The following is a 26,518-nucleotide window of genomic DNA, read 5'->3' as shown; positions in this document are numbered from 1 at the left end:
CTCGAGGCTAGGGGGCGCCGAGGGGGAACGTCGCGATGACCTCGTGCCGCGGATGGCGGCCGTCGCGCAGGTGGCTGGCGACGAGGTCGACATGGTCGACGGTCCATGTCGGGCCGCGGTAGGTGTCGAGCACCCGTAGCCAACGGGTCCCCTCGATCGGCCGGCGCACCCGGGCGAGGGTGAGGTGCGGGACGAACCGCTGACCGTCGACGGGCGCCCCGCTGATCTCGCAGGCGGTCCGAGCGTGGGCGGCGAGCGCGGTGAGGTCCTCCTCGCCGTCGGCCAGGCCGAGCCAGAGGACCTTGGCGCGGAGTGCGTCGGGGAAGGCGCCGGCTCCGCCGAGGGATGCGACGAAGGTGGCGTGCCGGCCGGCGGCGTCGGCGAGCCGCTCCTCGAGGGGTGCGAGCGCGCGGTCGCTCACCGAGGCCATGAAGGCGAGGGTGAGGTGCCACTGGACCGGGCGCACGAAGGGGAAGTCAGCCGCCGCGTGCCGCGGCTCGAGGAACTCCTCGAGGTCCTCGACGACGTGCTCCGGCGGCCGTACCGCGACGAACATCCGCTGACCCATGACCCCGTCCTACCGCATGAGGAGGTGTCAGCGTTCGGGGGTCATCACCGCGAGGGCGTGGTGGACGACGCGGGCGCGGACGCGGGTGACCTGGCCGAGGATGTCGCCGTCGAGCTGCACGTGCAGGGGGCGCGGCACGACGACCTCGAGCGAGCGGGCGGGCGTGGTGCGCAGCCCCGGGACGTCACGGCGCCACCCGAGCACCCCCTTCGCCGCGATGGGCACCCACTGGTCGGGCCGCCTGACGGTGACCTCCATGACGTCGAGCAGACCGTCGTCGATCTCGGCGCCGGCGGCGATGCGCACGCCGGCACGGACGCGGCCGCAGTTCGCGGCGAGGACGCTCCAGGCACGAATGGTCCGCGGCGGCGCGTCGTCGAGGGTCAGCTCGACGGGGACCGGGCGGTAGAGGGCGTGCCGGGCGGCGGGCAGGACGTAGGCGGGCCAGCCGATGCGGTCCTTGAGGTCGTCGCGGGTGGCGGCGACGGTCGCCGCGTCGTGACCGATGCCGAGGAGGACGAGGAAGGGGTGCTCGGTCTCGTCGTCGCCGAGCCGGGCGAGCCCGAGGTCGACGGGGCGGGCTCGCCCGTCGAGGGCGACCCGGACCGCAACGTCCGGGCGGGTCGGGATCGCGAGGTTGTGGGCGAAGAGGTTGGCCGTGCCGAGCGGGACGACGCCCATGGCGAGCGCCCCCGGCCCTTCGGAGGCCAGCCCGTGGGCCACGGAGCGGACCGTCCCGTCCCCGCCGGCTGCGACGACCAGGGCGGCTCCCCCCTTCGCCAGGGCAGCCGCCTGGGCAGCGCCGGTCTCGGCGACGGTCGTCTCGAGGACCTCGGGTGCGGGCCAGCCACGCTCTGCGCAGGCCGCCTCGACGCGGCCGACGGTCGCGCGCCAGCGCCGCTTCGAGGGGTTGACGACGAGGGCGACCTGCACCCCGCCAGGCTACGGGTCAGGCCGCGGCGCGCGAGTCGTCGAAGACGATGATCGAGCCGCTGTAGCACGCCACCCAGATGCGCTTCTTCGTGGGCTCGTAGGCGACGCCGATAGGCAGGCCGTCAGTGGCCTCGGAGTCAACGACGCTCATGTCCTCGGTGAGGATCTTGCTCACCCGGGACGCGCCGTACTCGACGGTGTAGAGCGCCGAGCCGTCCGGGGAGATCGCGGTGGAGCGCGGGTCTGCGGCGGTCTTCGCCTCGGCGAGGACCTTGCCGGTCGCCGTCTCGACCTTGCTCACCGTCGCCTCGCCGGAGTTCGTCACGTAGAGGATGTCGCCCTTCGGCGAGAGGTTGACGTGCCGCGGCTTGTCGCCCGTGTCGACGAAGGTCCGCACCGTGCCGGCGCCAAGGTCGACCGCGACGGTCCGATCGGCTCCCATGAGCGTGACGTAGGCGGTGCCGCTGTCCGGGGTCACGGCGATCCCCCGTGGGTGCAGGCCGCCGAGGGGGATGGTCTTGGTGACCTTCGCGGTCTGCGTGTCGATGACGGTGAGGTCCATCGAGCACCAGTTCGTCACGAGGACCGAGCTCCCGTCGGGTGTGACGGCCACGTACTTCGGCACGGCTCCGACCTCGACGACGCGGCGGATCTCGAAGCTCTGCGCATCGACCTCGTAGACGTAGCTGTTGGAGATCCCCTTGGCCGACCGGCACGCGTCGGCACCCTCGGGCTCGAACCCCGTGCCGTACATGGAGTACTGGCTCACCCACGCCGTGCGTCCGTCAGGGCTGAAGGCGCCCTCGACCGGCGCGCCCTTGCTCGTGCCGGGGTGCCCCTCCACGCCATGGTCGGCCAGGTCGAGGGCGTCAGAGATCGTCCGCACCCGAGCACCGTCCGCCCGGTAGGCGGTGATGGTGTGGCTGTACATCATGTTGTGGGCGAGGACCAGGCCGCCCGGCGAGGCGACGACCGACTTCGGCGTGAGGCCACCGGTGATCCGTTGGATCCTGACGAGCTCGCTGTCCGCCGTGCCGACCTCCTCCCCCTGCTCCGCCGCCGGCTGCACGGCCGGCGCGGCCACCTCGACCGCGTCGTCCTGCGCTGGGGCGTGCACCGCTGCCGGGGCCGCCTCGGCGGCCTCGTCACCGCCGCCGAACGCGAGCTGGACCAGCCCGACGAGGACGAGGACGAGGACGAGGACGACGGCCAGGCCGAGCGCGACGCGACGGCGCCGGACGTAGAGCGGGTCGGTGTTGACGTACACGAACGGGCCCCTTCGGCGGATTGCGGGTTCTGGTCACGGTAGGACGCTGGTCGCAGGGGGTCACGGAGGCGCACCGACGGGTGCGCTGCAAGGATGCGGTCATGCCCTCGCTCTTCGCCCGGATGGCTCGACGACCTGCCCTCCTGCGGCGCGCCGTCTCTCGCTACCCGCCGTATCTCGGCGCGGGGATCCGGGCCGCCGACGGGTCCAAGGTGCTGCACTGGTGCGAGACCGACATCGTCGACACGGGCGGCGAGGTCGTCGCCCGGGTGCGCAAGCAGCTCTACGTCCGGCGCAAGCGGAAGGACTGACCATGGAGATCCTCACGAGCCGGGACGAAGGGATGAGTGTCAGCGAGGCGGTCGCGTCGCGACGGTCCGTGCGGGCCTTCACCGACGAACCGGTCGGCCGGGCCGTCCTCGAGAAGGTCCTCGAGACCGCGCAGCGCTCTGCCTCCGGCGGGAACCTCCAGCCGTGGCGGGTCTACGTGCTCGGCGACGAGGCGATGGCGCTGCTCCGGGCGAAGGTCGCCCAGCGGCTCGACGGGGACGGTCCGCCTGCCCCGCCGGTCGAGTACGACATCTACCCGCCGAGCCTGTGGTCGCCCTACCGCGAGCGGCGCTTCGCCAACGGCGAGCAGCTCTACGCGGCGCTGGAGATCCCGCGGGAGGACAAGCCGGCGCGACTGGGGCAGTTCGCGCGGAACTGGGACTTCTTCGGCGCGCCGGTCGGGCTCATGCTCTACGTCGACCGGGGCATGGGGCGCCCGCAGTGGGGCGACCTCGGGATCTGGCTGCAGTCGGTGATGCTCCTGCTCCGCGAGGCGGGGCTCGACTCGTGCCCGCAGGAGGCGTGGAGCGCACAGCACGACCTCGTCGCCGAGGTCGTCCGTCCGCCCGAGGAGCTCATCCTCTGGTCCGGGCTCGCGATCGGGTACGCCGACGAGTCCGCACCGGTCAACGGCTGGCGTAGCGACCGGGCACCGTTGTCGGAGTCCGTCACCTGGCTCGACTGAGGGACCCAGGTAGGGGACGGTCGATACCCCGGTCGGTCGCCCCCTTCGGGTCGGCAGACCTACCGTCGATGCCATGACGAAGGACGAGACCACGGCCGTCGAGATCGACGCCCCGCAGGTGTGGGAGCTCGAGATCGACGGGCGCCTGCACCGGGTCGAGACGAGCACGTCGGGCCTGACGAACAAGGCCATCTGGTGGGTCGACGGCGAGCGCATCGCGGACCGGTCCTCCGTCGCCGACGACAACCTCGAGCTGGTCGCCGAGAAGGATCACGCGCTCGCTGACGAGCTCGGGGCGATCAAGGCGCGGTTCACGGGCGGGGGTCGGCCGCGGCGGGTGACGCACTTCGAGGGTGACCACGACACGGCGTCGACGAAGGCGCTCATCGGCTCCGGCGGCACGGACCTCGACCCGGAGCCGGGGAGCAGGGCAGCCAAGCGCGAGGAGTGGGCGGTGCGCCACCCGGTGCTCGCCTCGCTCGACGAGATCATCGGCGGCGCGGGCAAGATCCTCGTCCCGATCGCGATCGCGGCGCTCATCCCGATCCTGTCCCGGCTGCTGCCGGACTGGGAGCTCGACCTGCCCCTGCCGGACCTGCCGAGCATCCCATGGCCGGACATCGACCTGCCGTCGATCCCCTGGCCCGACCTGTCGGTCCCGTGGCCGGACATCACCCTGCCGGGGTGGCTGGGAGCGATCCTTGAGGCGCTGAGATTCATCTGGCCGCTGCTGCTCGGCATCGTCCTCGCGATCAGCGAGTACCAGCGCCGCAAGCGCAACGCCGCCGCGCGGGCCGAGCGTCAGGCGCGCACCTCAGCCGCGCGGGACGTCGCGCCGGCGGAAGCCGACGAAGCCCGCGACGAGGAGGGCGAGCCCGAGCACGGTGAGCACGACGGCCGCGGTGACGTCGGCCTCGACCGCGGGTACGGCGCCGACCGCGGCGAAGGGTGACGCGTCGATCACCCGTTGCGGCAGGTCCATCCCCGGGCCCATCCACGCGATGACGGCCGCGAGGCCGAAGACGACCCAGGCGAGCGGCCTCCCCTTCGGCCACAGCCCGAGGAGGGCGACGCACAGGCCGATGAAGAAGACGACGACCGGCAGCTGCGCGACGCCCGCGCCGAGGAGCTTGCCGACCCATCCCCCTTCGTCAAGGACCGCACCCGTCGTCCAGCCGAGGACGAGGCTGCCGAGGAGCTGGGTCATCACGGCGCCGACCGTGACGACGAGGACGTGCACGGCGAGCCAGGCGAGGCGGCTGCGGCCCTCGACGAGCTGCATCTCGAGGCGCCCCGCGTCCTCCTCCTTGCGGAGGGACCCGACGGCCTGGATGACGAGCGCCGCGGCGAGCATCGCCTGCATCTGGACGAACATCGCCTCGATCCGGTCGAGGATCTGCTCGCCGCCGCCGCTGCCGATGAAGTCCGTGAGGTCGGGGTTGGCCTCGAGTGCGGCGATGACCTCCTTGGTCAGCCCGCCGTAGACGCCCATGAGGACGACGGAGAGGAGGAGCCAGCCGAGGATCGGGCCGCGGTGCTCGTAGAGGGCCAGGCCGAAGGGGGATCGCAGCGTCGTCGAGGCACGGGCGGGTGCCTTACGGGGACGGAGCAGGGCGGCGCCGACGTCGTGGCGCGCGGAGAGGGCGAGGGCGAGCGCGGCCAGGGCGGCGGCGGTGGCTGCCGAGAGGATCAGCGGCCAGGCACGGGCGTCCCCGAAGGGGCGGATCTCGTCGAGCCAGCCGAGCGGGGAGGTCCAGATGACCCAGCTCTCCTGGATCGCGCCGATGCCCCGGAGGATGTACGAGACGACGACGAGCGCGAGCCCAGATGCCCACACGGAGCGCGTGTTCTGGAAGACCTGGGCGAGCACCGCGGTCGCACCGGCGTGCACCGCGCCCAGCGCCGAGACGCCCGCGCCGTAGAGGATCGCGCCTCCGGCGTCGGCGCCCAGGCCGATCATCGTCGCGGTGGTCAGGGCGCCGAGCCCGACGAGAGCGGCGAGCGTGACGAGGAGCGCGGCCGCGAGCGGAGCCAGCCGGCCGATGCGGGAGGCGAGGAGCAGCTCGAGACGGCCGGCCTCCTCCTCGCGTCGGGTGGCCCGGACGACGAGCGCGAGCGCCATGATCGGGACGAAGAAGGCGATGACGAAGCTGAACTCGTTCGCGAGGACCCCGCCGAGGGTCTCGAGCCCGGCGACCCGGCCGGAGAGCATCGCCATCGCGCCCCCGGAGACCGAGGCCGCGTATCCGCGGAGCTTCTCCGGGGTGTCGTAGAGCGCGGCGATCGAACCGGCCGACATCGCGAGGACCGCGAAGAGCCCGACGACCCAGCCGACGATCCCCTTCCACCCCGTGCGCCACTGGACCCGGGCCATCGACCCGGTCCCGGCGAACGAGGTCACGGCTGCACCCCTTCGTCCCGGTACTGCTGGAGGAAGAGGTCGTCCAGGCTCGGCGGGGTCATCGTCAGGCTGCGGACTCCGCCCTCGTGGAGGCGGGAGACGACGAGCGGTACCGCGGATGCATCTGCGTGGCAACGGATCTCAGAACGTCCGTCGGCATCGCCGGTCGTGAGCTCGGTGACGCCGGGGATGCCGCTGAGGTCGGCGGGGCGGTCGGTAACCGCGTGGACGTGGGTGCTCGTGTGCTCGCGGAGGTCGGCGAGGGTGCCGGTGGTGACGGCGCGACCCGCGCGGATGATGCTCACGCGGTCAGCGAGCGCCTCGACCTCGGCGAGGATATGGCTGCTCAGGAGGACGGTGACGCCCTGCTCGCGCCGCTCGCGGACACACTCCTGGAAGACCTCCTCCATGAGCGGGTCGAGGCCGGAGGTCGGCTCGTCGAGGAGGAGCAGATCGACGTCGGCGGCGAGCGCGGCCACGAGGGAGACCTTCTGCCGGTTGCCCTTGGAGTAGTCGCGGGCACGCTTGGTGGGGTCGAGGTCAAAGCGGTCGATGAGCTCGGCGCGACGCGTATCGGACAGGCCGCCGTGGGCCCGGCCGAGGACGTCGATGCACTGCCCGCCCGAGAGGCCCGGCCACAGGGTGACCTCGCCGGGGACGTATGCGAGGCGGTGGTGCAGCTCGACGGCGTCTCGCCACGGGTCCCGTCCGAAGAGCCGGGCCGTCCCGCTCGTGGCCCGGGCCAGGCCGAGGAGGACGCGGATGGTCGTGGACTTGCCGCTGCCGTTGGGGCCGAGGAAGCCGTGGACCTCGCCCTCGGTGACCGTGAGGTCCAGGCCGTCGAGGGCCCGGGTGGAGCCGTAGGTCTTGACGAGGTCGTGGGTCTCGATGACAGGCGAAGGGGTCACGGGTCCAGTGTGCTCCTCTGCCTCGTCGGTGGCGTGCCGGTGTGCTTGGCTGAAGAAATGGCGCACCTGTTCTCCGTTGTCGGGGCCGACTCCATCTCGCTGAAGCCCACTTCGCTCGCTGACAGCCACTTGCGGGAGGTCGAGCATCTCGAGCAATGGATCGTGGATCATCCAGAGATCTTGGGTGAGAACGTGCTGATCCTGGATCGTCAGTTCGGGCGATGGAGCTCGACGTCCTGAGACTCCGCCAGCGAGCGGCTCGATCTACTTGCCTTGGACGCCGATGGCACGCTGATCGTGGTGGAGCTCAAGCGAGGGCGAGACGCAAGGGTGCACCTGCAGGCCCTGACCTACGCCGCGTTGGTCTCGAGCTTCAGCCAGAACTTGCTCGGGGAGGTGTACGCCGGCTACCTCGCTCGGCAGGGAAACGCGACAACTCCCGTCGAAGCTCTCCAGCTGCTCATCGACCGCTGCTCGGCTCGGTGAGCCAGCAGTGCGTCACCCGGGCACGCTGCCCCGTCATCGTCATGCCTCACGACGCGAGCGCCGAGAAGTAGTCCGCGTCCCGGGTCACGGGGCGAGCGAGCCCCCTTCGCCGGTGATCCGTCTCAGCTCGGCGACGTGACCGTCGAAGGCGGCTCTCCCCTGCGCCGTTTGGGACACCCAGGTGAGCCGACGGGCGTCGCTGCGAGCGGCCGAGCGCGCCTTCGTCGTCGTGATGTAGCCGGCATCGGCGAGCACCTTGAGGTGCTTGGAGAGGGTGGCGTCCGAGATGCCGATGGTGTCGCGCAGCACGGCGAAGTCGACCTTCTCCGCGCCCCGCAGCAGCCCCGAGATCCGCAGCCGCACCGGGGCGTGGATCGTCTCGTCGAAGGCGGCGCGCTCAGCGCTCACGGGTCAGCTCCCGCTGGACGAGCCACTCGCTGGCCACGCTGAGGCCCCACCCCGCGGCGAAGGCGAGGAACGCCGGGGCGAGCAGCCACCACGCCGACGCCTCTGCGGAGATGACGTTGGCCAGGACGATGACGGCGATCAGGACGACGAGGAAGACCACTGCCAGCAGGACCACCGGGACGGACCACGAGCTCATGGCCACCCCTGATCGGCGCGGCGGGTAGAGCATCAGACCGACCCATACGGCGAGGACGACCGGCATCGCGAGGTTCGACCACCCGTCAGGCACGAGGCCCAGGAGCACGAGCGCAGCGGAGGTGATCCCGACCAGGGCGTGATACCAGGTCGGCATCCGGGTGCGGTCGGCCAGTGCGGCGCGGTCAGCCTCGATCGCGGCGAGGGAGTCGCGGGCGAAGTTGTTGCTTTCCATGTAGGAAAGTGAATTACTCAACCCAGTGGTAAGTCAAGTCTGTTGCCGAGACAGAAAGTCTTGAGCAGCCCGCCACCGCCAAGGCCTCCCGTAGGGCGCCTTACCCTGCACGCATGAAGGTGGTCGACCCGCAGGGGAAGACGTGGCGGGTGTCGAGACGGTGGCTGCCGTGGCGCCGCCGGGTCAAGGCCGACTCCGGTCCCGACCTCCCCACCGGCAGCGAACTCGGGGACGACCCGATCAGCATGATCATCGGACTGGTGCTCCTCGTCCTGATCCTCCCGGGGCTCATCGTCGTCGGCATCGCCCTGCTCGAGCTCCTCCTGCTCCTGGTGCTCCTACCCTTCATGGTCCTCGGCCGGGTGATCTTCGGCAGGGCCTGGCAGATCGAGGTCCGCGACGGGTGGACGCCGGTCTGGGACGGCGAGGCCGGCTCGTGGGCGGAGAGCGGGCAGGCGATCGAGGCGGTCGCCACCGGGCTGCAGCAGGGGCTAGGTCTGCGGGCGGCGACGCGGCCGGTCGACACGCCGGGCAGGGGACCGCTCCCCTGACGCTGTCGGTGGTCGAACGTATGTTCTATCTATGGCAGCGACGGCGGGCGAGACGAGGGGAGCGACCCTCCCCGAGGCGCTCGGCCGCGCGCTCGACTCCTTGGCCGCCGGGGAGCCGGCGTCGACGTGGTCGCTCAGCGACGCGGGCGTCGCCGATGGTCTGGGCATGGTCGGCGAGATCCGGCACCTCCTCGAGGTCGCCGAGGTGGCGCTCACGCGCGAAGGGGTGAGCCGTGGCCTCCCCCAGGCGGCTGGGTGGGGAGCCCACGACTGGGTGGCTCGGACCGAGGGGCAGCGGGCCCCCGCACCCCCACCGCGGCACGTGGCGCAGGTGCTCCGGGTGGCGCAGGCCGGGTCGCGGACGGCAGCGCTGGTGACCGAGAGCGGTGCCGGGTCGGAGGTGGCTGAGGTGGTCGAGGCGTTCGTGGTCGGCGACCTGCCGCTCGGCAAGGCTGATCAGCTGGCCCGCTTCCACACCCAGGTCGCCCAGGTGGCCGACCCCGAGATGCTCGCCCACGACATGGGGGTCCTGCTCGAGGGGGCTCGCGACGAGGCCGAGGGTCCGCGTGGCGGGCGGGTCCAGGGGCTGACCGAGAAGGAGCTGGCCGTCGCGATCACGAAGACAGGTCGGCTCCTCAAGCCGGTCGCCGACCTCGACCGGGAGCACCGGCGGTCGCGGGCGGCGCGGATGTTCCAGCGCAGCGCCGGGCCTGCCGGCACGACGAGCTACCGGGTGACGCTCGACCCCGAGGGCGCCGCCATCCTCGATGCCGCGATCGATGCGCTCTCCCGGCCGGTGCCCGCCGAGGACGGGACGCTCGACGAGCGCTCGGCGACCCAGCGGAGGGCGGACGCGCTCGTCGAGATCGTGCGGCGCGGGGTGTCGTCACCCGGCGAGGCGCCCAAGACGGAGAAGGCTCAGGTCCTCGTCACCATCCCCTACGCCGCGCTCGCCGACGCGATCCCGGGCGTCGGCTCGAGCCTCACCGCGGGCCGCGGGGCGCAGCACCTCGCCGGGGTGACCGCGACAGGCGACGTGCTCCCGCCAGATGTCGTGCGCCGGATGGCCTGCGACGCCGCGGTCATCCCGGTCGTGCTCGGCAGCGCCGGCGAGATCCTCGACCTCGGGACCGCCGTGCGGCTCTACACGCCCGCGCTGCGCAGAGCGATCTGGCACCGCGACGGCGGCTGCACCTACCCGGGCTGCACGATGCCCCCGCAGTGGTGCGACGCCCACCACGTCGTGTGGTGGTCCCGCGGCGGCCCGACTAGCCTGGACAACGCAGCGCTCCTCTGCCAGCGGCACCACACCCTGGTCCACGACCGCGACCTCACCGCGACCGTCACCGCCACAGGCGTGACCTGGCACCTGTAGCGACCACGCCCCGCAACCCACCGACCGGGTGGGCTGCAGAGGTATGTCCCGGCGTAGCGTCTCCCCGTGACAACCCGACCTCAGACCCCTTCGCGCTCGGCCGAAGGCCCGGAGAACCCGTGGCCCGCGCTGTGGGCGCTCATCGTCGGGTTCTTCATGATCCTCGTCGACGTCTCGATCGTCTCCATCGCGACGCCTGCGCTCATGAGCGACTTCCGCGCGCCGATCGAGGACGTGCTGTGGGTGACGAGCGCCTACCTGCTCGCCTACGCAGTGCCGCTGCTCATCACGGGGCGTCTCGGTGACCTCGTCGGCCCGAAGAAGATCTACCTCGCCGGGCTCGTCGTCTTCACCCTCAGCTCGCTCGCGTGCGGGCTCGCCGGCAACATCGAGCAGCTCATCCTCGCCCGTGTCGCCCAGGGGCTCGGTGCCGCCCTCATGACCCCGCAGACGATGGCGGTCATCACCCGCACCTTCCCCGTCGACCGACGCGGGTCGGCGATGGCGCTCTGGGGAGCCGTCAGCGGCGTCGCCTTCCTCGTCGGCCCGCTGCTCGGCGGGCTGCTCATCGACAGCGTCGGCTGGGAGTGGATCTTCTTCATCAACGTGCCCGTCGGCATCGCCGGGTTCGTCGCCGCGCTCCGGCTCGTCCCCGACCTGCAGACCCATGCCCACTCCTTCGACTGGGTCGGTGTCGCGCTCTCCGCGGTCGGCCTCTTCAGCCTCGTCTTCGCTCTGCAGGAGGGCGAGAAGCACGACTGGGGCACCATCGCCGGCCCGATCTCCATCCCGCTCCTGCTCACCGTCGGCCTCGTCCTGCTCGCCGTCTTCGTCTGGTGGCAGTCCCGCGTCCAGCCGGAGCCGCTCGTGCCGCTCGGCCTCTTCCGCGACCGCAACTTCTCCCTCGCCAACGTCTCCATCACCCTCATGGGCCTGGCGATCAACGCGATGATGTTCCCGATGCTCGTCTGGCTGCAGACCGTCCGCGGGCTCTCCCCCACCGAGGCCGCCTTCGTCCTCGTGCCGCAGTCGATCGCCTCGATCGTCCTCGCCGGCCCCGTCGGCCGGCTCATCGACCGGCTCCACCCCCGGATCCTCCCGACGATCGGGCTGGGGGGCTTCGCGGTGACGCTCTTCGCGCTCGTCGCGCTCATGACCCCGGACAGCCCGATGTGGCTCATCGTCACGGTCATCACCTTCGTCGGCGTCACTGGCGCGCTCATCTGGGGCCCGCTTGCGACCACCGCCAACCGCAACCTCCCTGTCCGCCTGGCCGGCGCCGGGGCGGGGGTCTACAACACGACCCGCCAGGTGGGCTCGGTCATCGGGTCGGCGGCCATCGCAGCACTGATGAGTGCCCGGCTGGCGGCCCACCTCGGGCCGGCCGGCGGGGAGGTCACGATGGGTGAAGGGGGTGCGGCCGGTCTCGAGTCGCTGCCACCGGGGGTGGTCGACGGGTTGTCCCAGGCCTTCGCCGAGTCGATGCTCCTGCCCGCCGCGGTGCTCGTCGTCGCTGCGCTGGCCGCAGCAGGGCTGGAGCGGATGAAGCACCAGCGCAGCTAGAGGTGCTTGAGCGCCTCGCGGACCGACAGGGGAGAGAGCCGGTTGCGGTGCGTGTCGACGAAGGCGCGGACCCACTCAGGGTCGGTCCGCGCATACTGACGCAGCGCCCACCCGATCGCCTTGCGCGCGAAGAAGTCCGGGTCCTGCAGGCTGCCCTCGATCGCGTACGCCAGCAGGTCGAGGTCGGTGCGCTCCTTCGAGCCGAGCTGGCTGATGATCGCCGTCCGGCGCAGCCAGAGGTCCGGGTCTCGTGACCACTCGCGCAGGACCGGCGCCATGACCTCCGGGCGGGCGCGGAGGAGGTCACCGACGCAGTGCGAGGCGATCTCGTCGACGAGGTCCCACCAGGCCGCCGAGGTGATGAGGTGACGCAGCAGGTCGAGGTACCCCGTCGTGGGATCGCGCACCCACGGGCGGCAGACCGGGAGTCGCAGGATCGCGATCGCCGCGTAGCGCTCCTCGCGGTGGCTTGCCTCGTCCCAGAGGTGGCGGATGGCAGGGAGACCCGGCCATTCCCCGACGACCCGGCGGACCTCCCCTCGCACCACGGGCAGCGGCACGCCGTAGAAGGGCATCGCCGACCTCATGTACCGCTGCTGCGCCGCCGCGCGCTCCGGGTCCGCGTGGGCAGCGAGCGCCGCACGGACCACCCGCTGCAGCTCCCCGTCGACCTCCACCCGACAAAGTGTCTCGAACCCGGGAACAGTTGTCGGGTCCGAGGGACCTTTATCGGGTTATCCGATAAAGGTCACGGCAGGTCCGCGCAGGCTCGGGCGTGGGCGGCGGCGAGCTCGCCGAGGTCCGCGCGGTAGTCCCGGATCCGGCAGCCGAGCCGGTTCGGCTTGACCTCGATCCCTTCGTCCGCCCAGATCTCGAAGGCCCGCTGCCGATGAAAGGGCGCGTGGTCCCCGGACGCGTTGACGACCCGCCACCACGACACGTTGCTGCCGTAGTGCCGCATCACCCAGCCGACCTGCCGCGGGCCGATCCCGACGAGCGCCGCGATGTCCCCGTACGACACGACGCGCCCCCGCGGGACGCACTCGACCGCACGGAGCACCCGTTCGAGGACGAGATCGTCCACGGCGTCCCCCTTCGCTCAGCCCTCGCTGATCGTGACCTTCTCGATCGTGTGGGTGGTCTCCGGGAGGCCTGAGTCCGACCCGTCCTCCTCGATCGCGGTGACGACGTCCATGCCGTCGGTGACCTTGCCGAAGAGGTTGTACTTCGGCGGCAGCCCGACGCCCGCGTCGCCCGTGACGATGAAGAACTGCGAGCCGTTGGTGTCCGGGCCCGCGTTGGCCATCGCGATCGAGCCGACCTCGTACTCGCCGGCCCCCGGGAGCTCGTCGTCGAACTGGTAGCCCGGCCCGCCGTTGCCCTGACCCGTCGGGTCGCCGCCCTGGATCATGAAGGTCGGGATGACGCGGTGGAAGGTCACGCCCTCGTAGAAGCCGTAGCGCGACAGGACGACGAAGTTGTTGACCGTCGCGGGGGCCTTCTCGGCGTCGAGCTCGATGGTGATGTCGCCGGCGTCCGTCGTCATCACGGCGGTGTAGGTCTTCGACTCGTCGATGCACATCGGCGGCGCCGCGTCGAAGGCCTGCACCGGCTCCTCCACCCCGCCCTCGGGAGGGCACTCGACCGTGCTGCCGGACTGGGTGGCGCCGGTCGGGTTCTCCGGCGAGTCGTCGGAGCACGCGGCGAGCGTGACGGCGAGCGCGGGCAGGACGGCGAGAGCGAGGGTGCGACGCATGCGGGGAGTCTACGAAGATGGCTGCCAGGATGAGGTGCATGAGCTCGACGACGAGTGCCGGCATCCACTTCCCCGCCGAGGGCGACGGTCGCCCCACGACCCCTGCGACCCGCGGGATCCTCGCGGACTCCGTCGCCGGGGTCGACCCCGACCTCGCGGGTCGCATCGCGACCTCCCGCGACTGGCGCAAGGACTACGTCGACCACGTGCGTGCGGTCACCGCAGCGTCGGCCACCTCGCCCGAGGCCGCCCGTCAGATCGCCGGCGACGGCCTCGCCTCGATGCGGGAGCGGCTCGTCCTCGTCGACGCGGAGGGCCGCGAGACCCCGCTCACCGACGTCGACCTCGGCCACCCGGCCGGCGGCGCCGGCCACTCGACCCGACGGGGGTGGGGCCGCTTCACCCCCTTTGCCACCGAGTCGGTCTCTGGCACCGGGGCGCCCGTCACCGACCTGACCGTCCCCTACGAGGGCCGCGACCTCTCCGGCCCGACGCTCCTTGCCCAGCTCGACCGATGGGTCGACGCGGGGGTCGTCGAGCCGAGCTTCGTCGACGCGATCCGCGACGTCGTCGCCCACCCCGAGTGGCTCGCCCTGCCCGAGCGCCAGGTGCTCCTCATCGGGGCCGGCTCCGAGATGGGACCGCTCGAGCCGCTCCTCGCCTGGGGCGTCGACGTCCTCGCCATCGACCTCCCCCGCTCCCGGGCGTGGCGCTACAAGAAGGGTCTGGCTGCGGGGCTGGCCGGCACCCTGAGCTTCCCCGTCGACGAGCACGGCGACTCCGGCGCCGACGTCGTCCACCAGCCCGCCGAGGTGCTCGACTGGGTCCGGCGGCAGCGGGACGGCTCCCCCTTCGCCGTCGGCATGCACGCCTACGCCGACTCGGGGGTCCACGTCCGCGTGAGCGCCGCCACCGACCTGCTCATGGACGCGCTGACCCAGGACGACCCGCAGACGGCTCTCGCGTGGCTGGCCACCCCGACCGACTCCTTCGTCGTGCCGCCCGAGGTCGTCGCCGAGGCGCACCGCCGCTGGCGCGACCGCGGCCGCCGTACGCGCAGCGCCCAGGCCCCCGCGCGCCTGCTCGGTCGTGGTCGGCTCTTCGAGCCCGCCTACCGGGGCGTGCCCGACGACTCTCAGGGCGTCGCCGACGTCCTCATCCCCCAGCAGGGCCCGAACTACGCGATCGCCAAGCGGCTGCAGCGCTGGCGCGGTGTGACGGCCGAAGGGGGCGGCCAGCGGGTGTCCTTCAACGTCGCCCCGGCGACGTGGACCCGGTCGGTCGTGAAGAACCCCGTGCTCGGCGCGGCGTACGCGGGGGCGCACCACTTCGGCATCGAGATCTTCCGGCCCGAGACGGTGCGGCCGCTCATGGCGGCGCTGCTCGTCCGCGACCTCATGGCACCGGCGCCGCAGCGGGCGCACCCGGAGGAGCTCTTCTCCGACGCGGCCGCGCACGGCGGGCTGTGGCGCGCGGGCTACGAGCCGAAGACCGCCCTCGGTGTCGCCGCCGTCGCGGGCCTGCCGTCGAGGCTGGCGGCGCGGGTCCGAGGCTGACCCTGAGCGGCCCGCGCAGGCTCGGCGGTCGGGTGCTCCCCCGTCAGGACGAGGAGCTCGTCGACCAGGGGCTGCAGTTCGACCTCGCGACGATGCGCGACCGCGCGGCAGCTGCCCACGCTCCTCGGAGCGGGTGGCGTGCTCGGGCTCACCGAGGTCACCGGCGACCCGACGAAGGGGTACAGCTAGGCCCGGCTCATGGGCTGGCCGCAGCAGGTCTCGACGTGGGTGTCCCCGTCCGAGCACGTGCACGGCTTCTCGTAGACGATCTCGGCTCCGCAGCTGTCGCAGCGGTAGTGGTCTCCAGCTTCTCTGGCCATCACGGCCTCCTGTGTCGGGGGCGCCACGGTGCGCCTCGTGCTCTCGATGCTAACGACGGGCGGCGTACGACGCACCACCCCAACGGCGGGTTCGGCGTCCCGTCCGCCTCGCCCGTGATCACGCCGGACGGCGTGGTCGCGGGCGGGTGGCGGTCGGCGCGCTGCTGTCCGGCTGGGTCCTCCGGGTCGTCCACCGCACCCCGCGAGGAGCAGCCCGAGCGCGGCGATCGTCGTGGTGGTCACCCGTACGCGGTTGATCCTCAGGGTCATCCTCCCGGCGCGGTGTCGCCGACATCCTCACCGACGACCGAGAGGCTCCCGTCGGTTGGCAGCGCGTTTCCCGGCGCATGCCCAGTGGCCGATATCCGGCGCGGATTGCGGCCACTGGGCATGGGTAGGCGAAGGGATCTTGAGGCGCGGCTGGGCGGGGCCAGGCGAAGGGAGCGTCCGCGGCGCTCGGAGTCAGCTGCCGTCGTGCCCGCGGAGCAGCTGGGCGAAGCCCGTCGGGGCGTCGAGCCGGTGCGCCTGCTTGCGGGCGTCGCGCTCGGCCGGGACGAAGCCCTCGATCGTGCGGTCCTTGACGACGAGCGCGGCGAGCTCGGCGGCGGCCCGGTTGACCCGGGACTGCAGGCTCTTGCCCCCTTCGCCACCCCCGAAGTCGTCGGTGGCCGCGAAGACACCCGTCGGCACGACGACCGCGTGGAGGTAGGTGAAGAGCGGCCGCAGCGCGTGGTCGAGCACGAGCGAGTGCCGAGGCGTCCCCGCCGTCGCCGCGACGACGACGGGCATCCCGTCGACCGCCTGCGGGTCGAGCAGGTCGACGAACATCTTGAAGAGGCCCGAGTAGCTCGCGGTGAAGACCGGCGTCACGACGATCATCCCGTCGGCCGAGGCGATCTTCTCGTGCGCGGCGACGACGCCCGGCGTCGGCCGGTTGCCGGAGACGAGGGTCTGCGCCATCTCGACCGCGAGCTCGCGCAGCTCGATGACCTCGATCTCGACCCCTTCGCCTCGGGCGCCGACCGCCGCCTCGGTGGCGGTGGCCAGCTGGTCAGCGAGCAGGCGGGTGCTCGACGGCTGGGAGAGCCCGGCGGTGACGACGACGACCCTGCGGCTCATCGGGCACCCGCCCCGGCGGTCTCGCCCTCACGCGCCTCGGCCATCTCGGCCTCGGCCACGGGGGAGCTGATGACCTTGCGGTGCGGGCTGTCCGGGCCCTGCGCGACGAGCGAGGTGTGCGTGGGCGGGTCGCTCGGCACGTGCGCCGGACGGCGACGCTCGAACTCGGTGCGCAGCACGGGCACGACCTGCGTGCCGAGGATCTCGATCTGCTCCATGACCATGTCGAGCGGCTGGCCCGCGTGGTCGATGAGGAAGAGCTGGCGCTGGTAGTCGCCGACCGCGTCAGCGAAGCCGAGGGTGCGCTCGATGACCTGCTCGGACGTGCCCACCGTGAGGGGGGTCTGCTGCGAGAAGGACTCGAGCGAGGGTCCGTGCCCGTAGACCGGCGCGTTGTCGAAGTACGGGCGGAAGGTCCGCTTCGCCTCGGCCTCGGTCTCCGCGATGAAGACCTGCCCGCCGAGGCCCACGAAGGCCTGGTCGGCGGCGCCATGGCCGTAGTGCTCGAAGCGCTGGCGGTACATGTTCACCATGCCGGCGGTGTGCTCGATGTTCCAGAAGATGTTGTTGTGGAAGAAGCCGTCGCCGTAGAACGCGGCCTGCTCGGCGATCTCGGTGGAGCGGATCGAGCCGTGCCAGACGAAGGGGGCGACGTCGTCGAGCGGGAAGGGCGTAGAGGTGTACCCCTGCAGCGGCGTGCGGAACTGCCCCTGCCAGCTGATGTTCTTCTCCCGCCAGAGCAGGCGTAGCAGGTGGTAGTTCTCGATCGCCAGCGGGATGCCCTGACGGATGTCCTTGCCGAACCACGGGTAGACGGGGCCGGTGTTGCCGCGGCCCATCATGAGGTCGACGCGGCCGCCGGAGAGGTGCTGGAGGTAGGCGTAGTCCTCGGCGAGGCGGACCGGGTCGTTCGTCGTGATGAGGGTGGTCGCGGTCGAGAGCAGGAGGCGCTCGGTCTGGGCGGCGATGCTCGCGAGGAGGACCGGAGGGTTGCCCGGCGCGACGAAGGGCGGGTTGTGGTGCTCCCCGGTGGCGAAGACGTCGAGCCCGACCTCCTCGGCCTTCTTGGCGATGGCGACGGAGGCGTTGATCCGCTCGTGCTCGGTCGGGGTCTGCCCGGTCGTGGGGTTGGTCGTGATGTCGCCGATGGTGAAGATTCCGAATTGCATGACCCGCTCCTCAGGCTACGTGGTGTGGAGATCGTTTTTAATTGATGATTCAACTTTACCAACAACCAAGCCGCGGAGGCAATACCCCGCCGGCATCCCCCTTCGCCCGGCCGGACGGGCAGGGCGCTCAGGCAGGGGCGCCCGTGAGCTGGTCGGCGAGGACGTACCTGCGCGTCGCGTCGACGAGCTGGTCGAGGAGGGTCTCGAGCTCGCCGGCGCGGCGGTCCTCGAGGGTCAGCCCGTCCTGGCCGAGCTCGGTGAAGAGGCTCAGCGAGACCTGCTGACGGACGTCGTGCATCGAGAAGTTCGCGACGACGGTGCGCCAGTGCTCGACCGCGCGCACGCCGTTGTCGGCGCCGTAGGAGACGAAGGCGACCGTCTTGCCCTGCCACTCGGGGCCGAGCGAGTCGACGGCGTTCTTGAAGCCGCCGGGGACCGAGTGGTTGTACTCGGGGGTGACGAAGACGAAGCCGTCGTAGGAGTCGACTGCCTGGCTCCACCGGGCCACGCGCTCGTCGCCGTACTCACGGTTCGCCATGCCGGGCACGGTCGCCGAGGTGAGCAGCGGGACGTCGAAGGACCGCAGGTCGACGAGCTCGAAGGTCACGCCCTCACGCTCGTCCGCGGCGGCCTTGACCCACTCGGCGACGGCCTGGCCGGCGCGCCCCTCGCGGATGGACCCGATGATGATGCCGATCTTCATGCGCTGCTGCTCCCTGAGAGCTTGATGGTTAGTTGATTGATCAACTACCACCGTACCGGCATCCTCCCCGCCGACCGAATCCGTCAGGCCCAGGGGTCCTCACGCACCCCGAGCCGCGGCAGGTGGACGGTGACCCCGTCGGCGGCTGCGAGCCGGTCGATGACCCGGATCGACACGTCGAGGTCGTCCCCCGCGTAGGGCAGCGCGCGCAGCGGCTGGTCGAGCGGGCGGAAGAAGTCGTCCCAGTGGATGAGCACGACCCGCCGGGCCCCGACCGCGCGCACGGTCTCGGTCCAGTACGTCTCGATGTAGTCCTCGTCCAGGAGGCCGAGCTGCCCGACGCCGAGGTAGGCGATGTCGGCACGCACCCCCGCGAGCGCGCCCGCGACGTACCCGGCACTCCCGACGATCAGCGCGGTGTCGCCGCCGCGGTGCGCGACGTGCAGCGACCACGCCCGCCCGCACCGGTAGGCGCCGACCTTGACCGGCGGGATCACGGGCTGGGTGATCTCACCCGGGTAGCGGTCCGGCGGGCAGTGGTGACCGGCGAAGGGGGTGAGCGTCCAGGACCCGTAGGTGACGGGGGCGCCCTCGACGAGGAGGTCGCGCCGGTCGGCGGGCAGCGCGTGGCCGACCCCCACCTGGAGGGCCGACTCGTCACCGGCGAGCCGGGCGCCGGTGAGCTCGGCGACGAGCGGGGAGTCCATGACGTGGTCGAAGTGGGCGTGGACGGGGACCACCGCGTCGAGCCGGTCGACACCGCCGAGCCGCAGCCCGGCCGCGACCCGCTCGTGGTCCGGGGTGATCTTGCGGGCGGCGACCGAGAGCAGGCCCGGCCGGCTGAAGAACCCGTCGGTCATGATCGCCGACTCCCCGTCGTCGAGGACGAGGGTGGAGACGCCGAGGAAGGTGACGCGGCGGGCCCCCTTCGCCTCCGGGACGTCGAAGCGGTCGCGGTACCGGGAGAGGTCAGGACGGCCGGGCTTGAGACGCATGCGCCCACGGTAGGCGGGTCAGCCCCCGCGGATCGCCTCGATGACCGCGGAGTGATCGGCGGCCGGGTCCTGCCCGAGCACCCCGGCCCAGGCGGGGACGAGCTCGTCGCGGTAGCGGTGCCCCTCCCCCGCGGGTGGCCGCATCGCGACCGCGAGGTCGGCGGTCACCTGCCAGAAGGTGATGACCGGCAGCCACGTCATCTGCTCCGCGCTCGACCCGGCCCGGTCCTCGCGGAGCCAGTCCGGCTCCTCGAAGAGCAGCCTGGGCGACCACCACGCAACGGGGTCGGAGCGGTGCTGGAGATAGGCGACCCGGGGCGACTGCCACTCGGCGAGCCCGCGCCCGTAGCGGTCGGCGGTGAGCTCGGCGGGCGACCCCGCGAAGCGCACGTGCCGACCGTTGTCGATGACCGGGTCGACCTGCGTCGAGCCGCCCTGGCGGGACTCGGTGATCTCGGTGTAGATGTCGCTGAACTGCGGCGTCCCCGACCACACCGCCCCGTCGACCCGCCGGAGCATGTCGGCAGCGGAGGCGAAGGCGGCGTTGCCGCCGTAGGCCCCGAGGGACTCGCCACTGACGAAGACCCGGGGGCGCTCCCCGCTCGGCATCGACGCGACCCGCTCGAGGACTGCCTCGGTGAGCGCCCGGCCGGCCTCGCGGGGGCTCGAGGGGGCGTCGAGGACGGCGAGCGCGGAGGGGAGGTTCGAGTGCTGGATCGCGACCGACGCGACGTCGCCACCGGTGAGGTACTCGGCCGCGCCGACGCTCCACCGGTTGACCCAGCCACGACCGGTCGTGGTGAAGACGATGAGGTGCGAGCGCGACCACGCGTCGGTCCGGTCGAGCTCGGCGAGGACCGCGTCCGTGGTCGCCTCGACGGTCCGATCCCCGCGGGCAGCGGCGTAGACGCGGATCGGGTCGAGCGCCCGGCGGCCGGTGGTCTCGGCGATGGCCTGACGGGTCGTCGCGGACCCGACGAAGTTGCGGCCCTCGTAGCCGAGCGTCCCCCACGGCTCGCGCGAGTCCGGGCTGCCCGAGAGCGTCCGGAGCCGCGGCTGGCTGATGCCGTCGGGGGTCGCGGCGTTGGCGACGACCTCGTTGCCGCCGACGACGCGGAGCAGCCCGCCGAGGACGACGTACTGCGCGACACCGGCGACGAGCGCGACGACGGTCAGCCCCGCAAGCAGCGAGCCGACGATGCTCGGCAGTCGGTGCAGCCGCCCGAGGACGCGGCGGTAGAGCCAGCGCAGCCCCCACCAGATCGCGACGACGACGGCGAGCGAGATCACGGCGACGATCCCGCTGGAGAGCGCCCGCAGGACCGTCGGCTCGGGCAGCTCGAAGGCGCGGGCCAGCGAGCGCTGCTGGCTCAGGGCGACGAAGGGGGCGGCGGCGAGGATCGCGGCGAGCAGCCCCGCCCAGGTGCGGCGCAGCCCGCGGCGGACCTCCCGCCGCATCTCGACCCGCAGGTCCGCCCACCGGGCGAGCCCGCCGAGGACGGCGGCGAGCAGGGCGCCGAGGCCGTACCAGGCGGCCGTGCTCACGCCGGTCACGACGCCCTGGAAGAGTGCCGTCCGCGGCAGGAGCGAAGGGGTGAGCGACCCGACGAACCCGAGGACCCCGAGGGCCGTCGCGAGGACGTGCGCCTCGGCGACCCAGCGGGCGGCCGCCTGATGCAGCCAGCGGGTCACCCCTTCGGGCGCAGGTGATCTCACCGGCTCAGCGTAGGAGGCGCTGCTCCTGGGGTGCGAGGAGCCCAGCGGTCCCCCTGCTCCCTGACGTGCGAGGAGTCCGGCGACGAGCCTCGAAGGGTCAGACGCCGGCGACTCGCGCCTCGAGCTCGAGCACCTGGGGGAAGAGGACGTTGTTCTCCTTGTGGATGTGCTCGTGGAGATCGCGCTCCATCTCCTCGAGCCCGGCGAGCATCGCGCGGTACGAGCCGCAGGCGTCCTCCGGCGGGGCGTAACCCCCGGTGAGCGCGCGCATCTCCTTGAAGAGGTCCCCGACGACGTCGTGCTCGGCGAGCATCTGGGTGATCGGCTCGGCGAGCGAGCCGAAGGCGAAGGCGACCGGGGCCTGCGCCTTCTCGAGCTTGGAGACGGCCGGGAAGAGCACGCGCTCCTCGCGGGTCATGTGCGGGTCGAGGTCGGCGACGGCGGCCGTGTAGGCCTCGCGGACGCGGGCGAGCTCCGGGTGGTTGGCGCCGTGGACGGTGTGGACCTTGTCGACGAGCGCCTGCAGCCGCGGCATCTCCTCCCACAGGTACGCGTGGTGGGTGTCGACGATGTCGTGCGCGAGGGCGGCCAGCTCGAGCTGACGAAGGGGGGCCGCCGGCGGGGCGTCGGGCAGGTCGAGGGCGGTGCTCACCTCGTCGACGTCGAGGCCGGCCTCGACGGCAGCGTCGGCGAGCGAGCGCTGGCCGTTGCAGCAGTAGTCGATCTCGTAGCGCTCGAGGACTCGGGCGCGACGGGGGTCCTCGGTGACGAGGTCGCCGAGGGTGGCGGTGGTGGTGACAGCCATGACGTGCTCCTTCTGATCGGTCAGGCGATGGTGGACGCGGTGGTCCGTGAGGTGCGACGAGCCCTGGGAGGGGCCTCGAGCGGTTGCGCAGCGCGGACCGCGGGGGTCGCGGCGAGCGCCGTGGTGAGGGTGTCCCGGGCCTGGGTCCAGGCATCGTGGAGGGCGCAGGCCGCGCCGACGCCGCAGGTCTTGTCCTGGGCGACGCAGTGGCCGTCGGCGGTGGGCCCGTCGACCGCCTCGATGACGTCGAGCACGGACGCGTCCGAGGCGACCTCGGTGAGCGAGTAGCCCCCGGTCGGGCCGGGCACCGAGCGGACCCAGCCGGCCTTGACGAGCGGACCGACGACCTGGGCGACGAAGCCCGGCGTCGTGCCGAGCGCCGCGGCGAGCGCGGGCGCCTTGAGCCGGGCGCCGCCCGGCGCGAGCACCGCGACGGCCTGCACCGCGAGCTCCGCCCTCCGCGTAACCTCAAGTCTCATAGTAAGAGACTCCTAGACAAGAGCCGCCCTGTCCAGCCCCGCCGCTGCCCGGGCAGGGTCCACAGCTGCCCGGGCGGGGTGGGTCAGGGGCGGACGACGGTGACGCCGGGGTGCGCCGGGGGTGAGCCGAGGCCGGCGAGGGCGTCCGGGGCGTCCTCGAGCGGGACCACCGCCCCGACGAGCCGGGCCAGGTCGATGCGGCCGGCGACGAGGTCGAGCATCGCCGGGTAGTCCGCGGCCGCGAGCCCGTGGGTCCCGTGGATCGACAGCTCCCACCCGACGACGCGGTCCATCGGCAGCGGCGGGGTCGCCTGGTCACCGAGGAGCAGCCCTGCCTGGACGTGGCGTCCCCGGCGGCGAAGGGAGAGGACGGATCCCGTTGCGGTCGGAGGAGATCCGTAGGCATCGAGGGAGACGTGGGCGCCGCCGCCGGTGACCTCGGTGACCGCGGCGCCGACCTGCGCCGGCGTCTGGCCGGACCCGTCCACGACGACGTCCGCACCGAGGTCGGTCGCGAGCGCGAGCGAGGCGGGTGCCACGTCCACGGCCACCACCTGGGCGCCGAGCGCCTTCGCGACGAGCAGGGCAGACAGGCCTACCCCGCCGGCCCCGTGGACCGCGACCCAGTGCCCTTCGCCTGCTGCGCCGTGCTGGGCCACGGCCCGGTAGGCCGTCGCGAAACGGCAGCCGAGCGCCGCCGCCTCGATGTCGCCGATCGCGTCCGGGAGGGCGACGAGGTTGTGGTCCGCAGCGTGGAGAGCGACCCGCTCGGCGAAGGAGCCCCATCCCGTGAAGCCCGGCTGGGTCTGGTCGGGGCACACCTGCGACTCCCCCGCGAGGCACCACGCGCACACCCCGCACCCGCAGACGAAGGGGGTCGTGACCCGGTCGCCGACCCGCCAGCGGGTCACCCCTTCGCCGACCTCCCGGATCGTCCCCACGAGCTCGTGACCCGGCACGTGCGGCAGCTCGACGGGGTCGTGCCCCATCCACGCGTGCCAGTCGGAGCGGCACACCCCCGTGGCCGCGACGTCGACGACCACCCCGCCCGGCGGGCAGGCCGGGTCCGGGACCTCGGTGACGGTGGGGACGACTGCGGTCTGGGTGATGAGGACGGCACGCACCAGGCCATCGTGCCTCGTCGCCGCGTCAGCGGGTGCGGCTCTCCCACAGGATGCGGCCGAGGAGCCCGCCGAGGGCTGCCGGCACGACGACGAGGCCGGCGATGAAGGGGGTGAGGGAGGTCAGGTCGCTGATCAGCACGTCGCGGTCCAGGTCCGCCGAGAAGTCCTGCGTCTGGAGCGCGGCGAGCACACCGACGAGCACGCCCACCGCGAGCCAGACGAGCGCCGTGCGCAGCCAGGCACCCGTGGACATGGTGTCGAGGAGGGAGGTGAGCCAGGAGAGCCCGGCGAGGACGAGGGTGCGGACGACGACTGCGACGAGTGCGCTCATGGGGCGAGCGTGGTAGCCGCCGGGCGGGCGCCGCCACAGATCGGTCTACTCACCTGCGGCCCCGGGGTCCGGCCAGTTCGAGCTCGCGGACGTAGCGGAGCGCCGGCTCCTCGTCGGCGCCGACGTGGATCGGCCCGTCCGTCTCGACGACACGGAAGCCGTTGCGCTGCAGCACCTTCCGCGATGCCGGGTTGCCGATGGCGACCTCGGCGACGACCCGCCGGACTCCACCGCGCGCCGCGTCCCCGAGCGCCAGGGCCACCGCGCAGGTCGCGTACCCCCTGCCCCGGTGCGGCCCGTCGATCTCGTACCAGAGCAGCGCGTCACCATCGACGACCGGCCCGAGGGTGACGCTGCCGACCGGGTCGCCCGACGCCATGACGACGCCACCGTCGAGCGACACGTCCGGCCGGTCCGCGACGTCCCGGGAGGGACGCCCGGCCGACCGCTCGGGGCGGAGGGGGGTCACGGGACCATCCAACCCTGTCGTCCCGTGGTTGGTCGCGGGCAGGCGAAGGGGGCGGGAGCGCGGCCCACGCCCTTCGCCGACGGGGATATCCCCACCTCGTCCCGACCGGACGGCGACGCCGGTACGTTGCCGGGGAGCCCTCACCCCCAGACCCGACGATCGGAGCACCGTGGACACGACCAACCCCACCCTGGCCCCCGCCGCGCAGCGGACCCTCGAGCGCTGGCACGAGGGGGTCGCCGCGGCCGACGTCAGCAGGTTGCCGGAGATCCTCCACCCGGACGCGGTCTTCCGCTCGCCGATGGCGCACACGCCGTACGAGGGCGCCGCCGCCGTGCACCTCATCCTCAGCACGGTCATCACGATCTTCGAGGACTTCACGTACCACCGGGAGTTCGTCTCCGAGGACGGGCGGTCGGTCGCCCTGGAGTTCTCGGCCCGTGTCGGCGACCGTTCCCTCAAGGGTGTCGACCTCATCGAGATCGACGACGAGGGCCTCATCACCGACTTCGAGGTGATGATCCGGCCCCGGAGCGGTCTGCAGGTCCTCGGCGAGCGCATGGCGGAGAAGCTCGCTCAGCATGTCCCACGGCACCCCGCCGGCTAAGGTCCGCTCGCCCACGGTCCGTTGGCAAGAGCTCAGGGGACGACCTTCCCGGGGTTCATGAGCCCGGCCGGGTCGATGGCGTCCTTCACTGCTCGCATGAGGCCGATCTCCTCGGCGCTCTTCGAGACTGCGACCGCGTCACGTTTCGCCGTGCCCACCCCGTGCTCGGCGCTGATGCTGCCCGAACGACGCCGTACCTCGTCGTAGACGATCTCGGTGAGCTCGGCCGCACATGCCCTGAGCGCCTCGCCCTCACCGCGAGCCGGTGAGAGGTTGTAGTGGAGGTTGCCGTCTCCTACGTGCCCGTAGGTGATGAGCCGGACTCCCGGGAGCCGCTCGCCGAGGCGCCGGCCTGTGAGCTCGACGAAGTCGGACAGCGCGGTGGCGGGCAGGGTGACGTCGTGCTTGATCGACAGCCCGGGAGCCTGCTGCGCCTCCGAGATTCCCTCGCGCAGCGCCCACAGCGCCGCCCGCTGGGCGCCGGTGCCGGCGACGACGATGTCATCGTCGAGCAGGCCGACGTCGAGCGCGGCGCTGAGCGCCTCCTCGAGACGGACCTCGACCTCGTCGGTCGTGCCCGCGACCTCGACGAGGGCGTACCAAGGACGAGGGCCGAAGGGGTGCCGGGCGCCGGGGACGTTGCTCACGACGAGGTCGAGGGCCTCGGCATTGATCACCTCGAAGGCCGTGAGCTGATCCCCGGCGTGCTCACGCAGCACCGGCAGCAGGGCCACCGCCTCGCCGATGCCCGCCAGCCCGACGAGAGCGGTTGCCCGACGCGGCGTGGCCGGCACCAGGCGGAGAGCGACGCCTGTGACGACGCCGAGCGTGCCCTCCGCTCCGATGAAGAGCTGCTTGAGGTCGTAGCCGGTGTTGTCCTTGCGCAGGGTCCGCAGCCCGTCCCAGACCCGGCCGTCGGGGAGCACGACCTCAAGCCCGAGGACGAGGTCACGGGTCATGCCGTAACGCAGTACCGCCGTGCCGCCGGCGTTGGTCGAGACGAGGCCGCCCACGGTGCATGAGCCCTCCGAGCCGAGTGAGACGGGGAAGAGCCGACCCGCGCGGTCGGCGGCGTCGTGGATGTCGGCCAGGACCACCCCGGCGTCGACGACGATCGTGTCGCCGACCGGGTCGATGGAACGGACCTGGCGCATCCGCGACAGCGAGAGCACGACGCTCCGGCGCTCCGGGCCAGCGATGCCTCCTCCGACAAGACCGGTGTTGCCGCCCTGCGGGGTGACCGCGACCCCCGCGGCGGCGCAAAGCCGGACGGCCTCGGCCACCTCGCCGGTGCTCGCCGGCCGGAGGACCGCGAGCGCGACGCCGTGCCGGGTCCCGGTCCAGTCCGTGAGGTAGGCGGCCACGTCTGCCCGATCGGTGAGCACCCCGATGTCCCCGAGCGTTGCCCGCAGATCCGCCAGGAGCATGCCGTCCTCGTCGTCCCGTGCCGCCATGCCGCCCACC

The 26,518-nt window shown here is 72.4% G+C and carries 29 protein-coding genes; 8 read left to right on the top strand and 21 right to left on the bottom strand.

All coding sequences use genetic code 11. From position 1 onward, the window contains the following. Positions 1–7: 7 nt before the first annotated feature. The 3 genes from thpR to JNO54_RS14890 are packed head-to-tail and all read right to left on the bottom strand — an operon-like array spanning position 8 to position 2,768. Complete coding sequence (thpR, locus tag JNO54_RS03125) at positions 8–568, bottom strand: RNA 2',3'-cyclic phosphodiesterase (RefSeq protein ID WP_204142576.1); 561 nt, start codon at positions 566–568, stop codon at positions 8–10. Between the two features lie 27 nt (positions 569–595). Continuing rightward, a complete protein-coding gene (locus JNO54_RS03120) occupies positions 596–1,501 on the bottom strand; it encodes a diacylglycerol/lipid kinase family protein (RefSeq protein ID WP_204142575.1) in 906 nt (301 codons plus the stop codon). Between the two features lie 16 nt (positions 1,502–1,517). Then, positions 1,518–2,768, bottom strand: a complete 1,251-nt coding sequence (locus JNO54_RS14890; RefSeq protein WP_204142574.1) for a YncE family protein — start codon at positions 2,766–2,768, stop codon at positions 1,518–1,520. 101 nt (positions 2,769–2,869) lie between these two features. Between JNO54_RS14890 and JNO54_RS14365 the strand changes: the two genes are divergently transcribed. Both JNO54_RS14365 and JNO54_RS03105 read left to right on the top strand, forming a co-directional pair. Further along, entirely contained in the window at positions 2,870–3,079 is a 210-nt protein-coding gene (locus JNO54_RS14365; protein ID WP_233703163.1) for a hypothetical protein, read from the top strand. 2 nt (positions 3,080–3,081) lie between these two features. Next, positions 3,082–3,783: a nitroreductase gene (locus JNO54_RS03105; protein WP_204142573.1), complete on the top strand. Its 702-nt coding sequence runs from the start codon at positions 3,082–3,084 to the stop codon at positions 3,781–3,783. A gap of 814 nt (positions 3,784–4,597) precedes the next feature. Here the strand turns inward: JNO54_RS03105 and JNO54_RS03100 are convergent. Both JNO54_RS03100 and JNO54_RS03095 read right to left on the bottom strand, forming a co-directional pair. Then, on the bottom strand, positions 4,598–6,184 hold the full coding sequence (locus JNO54_RS03100; protein ID WP_204142572.1) for an ABC transporter permease: 1,587 nt from the start codon (positions 6,182–6,184) through the stop codon (positions 4,598–4,600). Further along, the gene (locus JNO54_RS03095) at positions 6,181–7,092 is read right to left on the bottom strand and encodes an ABC transporter ATP-binding protein (RefSeq protein WP_307818037.1); all 912 of its coding nucleotides are present in this window, start codon (positions 7,090–7,092) and stop codon (positions 6,181–6,183) included. Before JNO54_RS03095 ends, JNO54_RS03100 begins: the two co-directional genes overlap by 4 nt. 9 nt (positions 7,093–7,101) lie before the next feature. Here JNO54_RS03095 and JNO54_RS14360 point away from each other — a divergent pair, with 9 nt between their 5' ends. Continuing rightward, entirely contained in the window at positions 7,102–7,332 is a 231-nt protein-coding gene (locus JNO54_RS14360; RefSeq protein WP_233703162.1) for a hypothetical protein, read from the top strand. A gap of 330 nt (positions 7,333–7,662) precedes the next feature. On the opposite strand, the gene JNO54_RS03090 is transcribed toward JNO54_RS14360, so the two are convergent. Beyond that, on the bottom strand, positions 7,663–7,986 hold the full coding sequence (locus JNO54_RS03090) for a transcriptional regulator (RefSeq protein WP_204142571.1): 324 nt from the start codon (positions 7,984–7,986) through the stop codon (positions 7,663–7,665). Further along, positions 7,976–8,416, bottom strand: coding sequence for a hypothetical protein (locus JNO54_RS03085; protein WP_204142570.1), 441 nt, complete (start codon positions 8,414–8,416; stop codon positions 7,976–7,978). The genes JNO54_RS03090 and JNO54_RS03085 overlap by 11 nt, the downstream gene beginning before the upstream one ends. Before the next feature lie 113 nt (positions 8,417–8,529). Here JNO54_RS03085 and JNO54_RS03080 point away from each other — a divergent pair, with 113 nt between their 5' ends. The 3 genes from JNO54_RS03080 to JNO54_RS03070 all read left to right on the top strand — a co-directional run bounded on the left by JNO54_RS03080 (position 8,530) and on the right by JNO54_RS03070 (position 11,905). Further along, on the top strand, positions 8,530–8,967 hold the full coding sequence (locus JNO54_RS03080) for a hypothetical protein (RefSeq protein WP_204142569.1): 438 nt from the start codon (positions 8,530–8,532) through the stop codon (positions 8,965–8,967). Positions 8,968–8,998: 31 nt separating this feature from the next. After that, positions 8,999–10,342, top strand: coding sequence for an HNH endonuclease signature motif containing protein (locus tag JNO54_RS03075; protein ID WP_204142568.1), 1,344 nt, complete (start codon positions 8,999–9,001; stop codon positions 10,340–10,342). 66 nt (positions 10,343–10,408) lie between these two features. After that, a complete protein-coding gene (locus JNO54_RS03070) occupies positions 10,409–11,905 on the top strand; it encodes a DHA2 family efflux MFS transporter permease subunit (RefSeq protein ID WP_307818036.1) in 1,497 nt (498 codons plus the stop codon). On the opposite strand, the gene JNO54_RS03065 is transcribed toward JNO54_RS03070, so the two are convergent. The 3 genes from JNO54_RS03065 to JNO54_RS03055 form a co-directional block, all read right to left on the bottom strand. Further along, the gene (locus JNO54_RS03065) at positions 11,902–12,582 is read right to left on the bottom strand and encodes a DNA alkylation repair protein (protein WP_204142567.1); all 681 of its coding nucleotides are present in this window, start codon (positions 12,580–12,582) and stop codon (positions 11,902–11,904) included. The genes JNO54_RS03070 and JNO54_RS03065 overlap by 4 nt on opposite strands. Before the next feature lie 71 nt (positions 12,583–12,653). Beyond that, entirely contained in the window at positions 12,654–12,989 is a 336-nt protein-coding gene (locus JNO54_RS03060) for an MGMT family protein (protein WP_204142566.1), read from the bottom strand. Between the two features lie 15 nt (positions 12,990–13,004). Next, positions 13,005–13,661, bottom strand: a complete 657-nt coding sequence (locus tag JNO54_RS03055; protein ID WP_204142565.1) for a peptidylprolyl isomerase — start codon at positions 13,659–13,661, stop codon at positions 13,005–13,007. Between the two features lie 38 nt (positions 13,662–13,699). On the opposite strand from JNO54_RS03055, the gene JNO54_RS14885 reads away from it, so the two are divergent. Then, on the top strand, positions 13,700–15,217 hold the full coding sequence (locus JNO54_RS14885) for a hypothetical protein (protein ID WP_204142564.1): 1,518 nt from the start codon (positions 13,700–13,702) through the stop codon (positions 15,215–15,217). Between the two features lie 782 nt (positions 15,218–15,999). Here JNO54_RS14885 and JNO54_RS03045 read toward each other — a convergent pair. The 10 genes from JNO54_RS03045 to JNO54_RS03000 all read right to left on the bottom strand — a co-directional run bounded on the left by JNO54_RS03045 (position 16,000) and on the right by JNO54_RS03000 (position 24,447). After that, positions 16,000–16,656 (bottom strand): FMN reductase, encoded by a 657-nt coding sequence (locus JNO54_RS03045; protein WP_204142563.1) that lies wholly within the window; start codon positions 16,654–16,656, stop codon positions 16,000–16,002. Beyond that, positions 16,653–17,825 carry an LLM class flavin-dependent oxidoreductase gene (locus tag JNO54_RS03040; protein WP_204142562.1) on the bottom strand — a complete coding sequence of 391 codons (1,173 nt, stop codon included), beginning with the start codon at positions 17,823–17,825 and terminating at the stop codon, positions 16,653–16,655. Before JNO54_RS03040 ends, JNO54_RS03045 begins: the two co-directional genes overlap by 4 nt. Positions 17,826–17,952: 127 nt before the next feature. After that, complete coding sequence (locus JNO54_RS03035) at positions 17,953–18,528, bottom strand: NADPH-dependent FMN reductase (RefSeq protein ID WP_204142561.1); 576 nt, start codon at positions 18,526–18,528, stop codon at positions 17,953–17,955. An 83-nt stretch (positions 18,529–18,611) separates the two neighbouring features. Further along, positions 18,612–19,523, bottom strand: coding sequence for an MBL fold metallo-hydrolase (locus tag JNO54_RS03030; protein WP_204142560.1), 912 nt, complete (start codon positions 19,521–19,523; stop codon positions 18,612–18,614). Between the two features lie 18 nt (positions 19,524–19,541). After that, complete coding sequence (locus JNO54_RS03025; protein WP_204142559.1) at positions 19,542–21,239, bottom strand: alpha/beta-hydrolase family protein; 1,698 nt, start codon at positions 21,237–21,239, stop codon at positions 19,542–19,544. A 97-nt stretch (positions 21,240–21,336) separates the two neighbouring features. Continuing rightward, positions 21,337–22,044, bottom strand: coding sequence for an iron-sulfur cluster repair di-iron protein (gene ric, locus JNO54_RS03020; RefSeq protein ID WP_204142558.1), 708 nt, complete (start codon positions 22,042–22,044; stop codon positions 21,337–21,339). A 20-nt stretch (positions 22,045–22,064) separates the two neighbouring features. Then, a complete protein-coding gene (locus JNO54_RS03015; protein ID WP_204142557.1) occupies positions 22,065–22,523 on the bottom strand; it encodes an RrF2 family transcriptional regulator in 459 nt (152 codons plus the stop codon). Between the two features lie 83 nt (positions 22,524–22,606). Further along, on the bottom strand, positions 22,607–23,647 hold the full coding sequence (locus JNO54_RS03010; RefSeq protein WP_204142556.1) for a zinc-dependent alcohol dehydrogenase family protein: 1,041 nt from the start codon (positions 23,645–23,647) through the stop codon (positions 22,607–22,609). Between the two features lie 25 nt (positions 23,648–23,672). Then, positions 23,673–23,978: a hypothetical protein gene (locus JNO54_RS03005; protein WP_204142555.1), complete on the bottom strand. Its 306-nt coding sequence runs from the start codon at positions 23,976–23,978 to the stop codon at positions 23,673–23,675. Between the two features lie 49 nt (positions 23,979–24,027). Then, complete coding sequence (locus tag JNO54_RS03000) at positions 24,028–24,447, bottom strand: GNAT family N-acetyltransferase (RefSeq protein WP_204142554.1); 420 nt, start codon at positions 24,445–24,447, stop codon at positions 24,028–24,030. 169 nt (positions 24,448–24,616) lie between these two features. Between JNO54_RS03000 and JNO54_RS02995 the strand changes: the two genes are divergently transcribed. Then, positions 24,617–25,054: a nuclear transport factor 2 family protein gene (locus JNO54_RS02995; RefSeq protein ID WP_307818035.1), complete on the top strand. Its 438-nt coding sequence runs from the start codon at positions 24,617–24,619 to the stop codon at positions 25,052–25,054. A 32-nt stretch (positions 25,055–25,086) separates the two neighbouring features. On the opposite strand, the gene JNO54_RS02990 is transcribed toward JNO54_RS02995, so the two are convergent. Further along, positions 25,087–26,508 (bottom strand): FAD-binding oxidoreductase, encoded by a 1,422-nt coding sequence (locus JNO54_RS02990; RefSeq protein ID WP_204142553.1) that lies wholly within the window; start codon positions 26,506–26,508, stop codon positions 25,087–25,089. Positions 26,509–26,518 lie beyond the last annotated feature (10 nt).

Source organism: Janibacter endophyticus (assembly GCF_016888335.1).
In the GTDB taxonomy this organism is placed as follows: domain Bacteria; phylum Actinomycetota; class Actinomycetes; order Actinomycetales; family Dermatophilaceae; genus Marihabitans; species Marihabitans endophyticum.
Note: the sequence above shows the minus strand (reverse complement) of the source record. Positions and strands in the feature narration are given on the sequence as shown.

Excerpts from the sequence above, each read along its gene's own strand:
- thpR (WP_204142576.1), bottom strand. The coding sequence starts at position 568 with ATGGGTCAGCGGATGTTCGTCGCGGTACGGCCGCCGGAGCACGTCGTC.
- JNO54_RS14365 (WP_233703163.1), top strand. The coding sequence starts at position 2,870 with ATGCCCTCGCTCTTCGCCCGGATGGCTCGACGACCTGCCCTCCTGCGG.
- JNO54_RS03105 (WP_204142573.1), top strand. The coding sequence starts at position 3,082 with ATGGAGATCCTCACGAGCCGGGACGAAGGGATGAGTGTCAGCGAGGCG.
- JNO54_RS03085 (WP_204142570.1), bottom strand. The coding sequence starts at position 8,416 with ATGGAAAGCAACAACTTCGCCCGCGACTCCCTCGCCGCGATCGAGGCT.
- JNO54_RS03080 (WP_204142569.1), top strand. The coding sequence starts at position 8,530 with ATGAAGGTGGTCGACCCGCAGGGGAAGACGTGGCGGGTGTCGAGACGG.
- JNO54_RS03075 (WP_204142568.1), top strand. The coding sequence starts at position 8,999 with ATGGCAGCGACGGCGGGCGAGACGAGGGGAGCGACCCTCCCCGAGGCG.
- JNO54_RS03055 (WP_204142565.1), bottom strand. The coding sequence starts at position 13,661 with ATGCGTCGCACCCTCGCTCTCGCCGTCCTGCCCGCGCTCGCCGTCACG.
- JNO54_RS14885 (WP_204142564.1), top strand. The coding sequence starts at position 13,700 with ATGAGCTCGACGACGAGTGCCGGCATCCACTTCCCCGCCGAGGGCGAC.
- JNO54_RS03045 (WP_204142563.1), bottom strand. The coding sequence starts at position 16,656 with ATGAGCCGCAGGGTCGTCGTCGTCACCGCCGGGCTCTCCCAGCCGTCG.
- JNO54_RS03040 (WP_204142562.1), bottom strand. The coding sequence starts at position 17,825 with ATGCAATTCGGAATCTTCACCATCGGCGACATCACGACCAACCCCACG.
- JNO54_RS03035 (WP_204142561.1), bottom strand. The coding sequence starts at position 18,528 with ATGAAGATCGGCATCATCATCGGGTCCATCCGCGAGGGGCGCGCCGGC.
- JNO54_RS03030 (WP_204142560.1), bottom strand. The coding sequence starts at position 19,523 with ATGCGTCTCAAGCCCGGCCGTCCTGACCTCTCCCGGTACCGCGACCGC.
- ric (WP_204142558.1), bottom strand. The coding sequence starts at position 22,044 with ATGGCTGTCACCACCACCGCCACCCTCGGCGACCTCGTCACCGAGGAC.
- JNO54_RS03015 (WP_204142557.1), bottom strand. The coding sequence starts at position 22,523 with ATGAGACTTGAGGTTACGCGGAGGGCGGAGCTCGCGGTGCAGGCCGTC.
- JNO54_RS03005 (WP_204142555.1), bottom strand. The coding sequence starts at position 23,978 with ATGAGCGCACTCGTCGCAGTCGTCGTCCGCACCCTCGTCCTCGCCGGG.
- JNO54_RS02990 (WP_204142553.1), bottom strand. The coding sequence starts at position 26,508 with ATGGCGGCACGGGACGACGAGGACGGCATGCTCCTGGCGGATCTGCGG.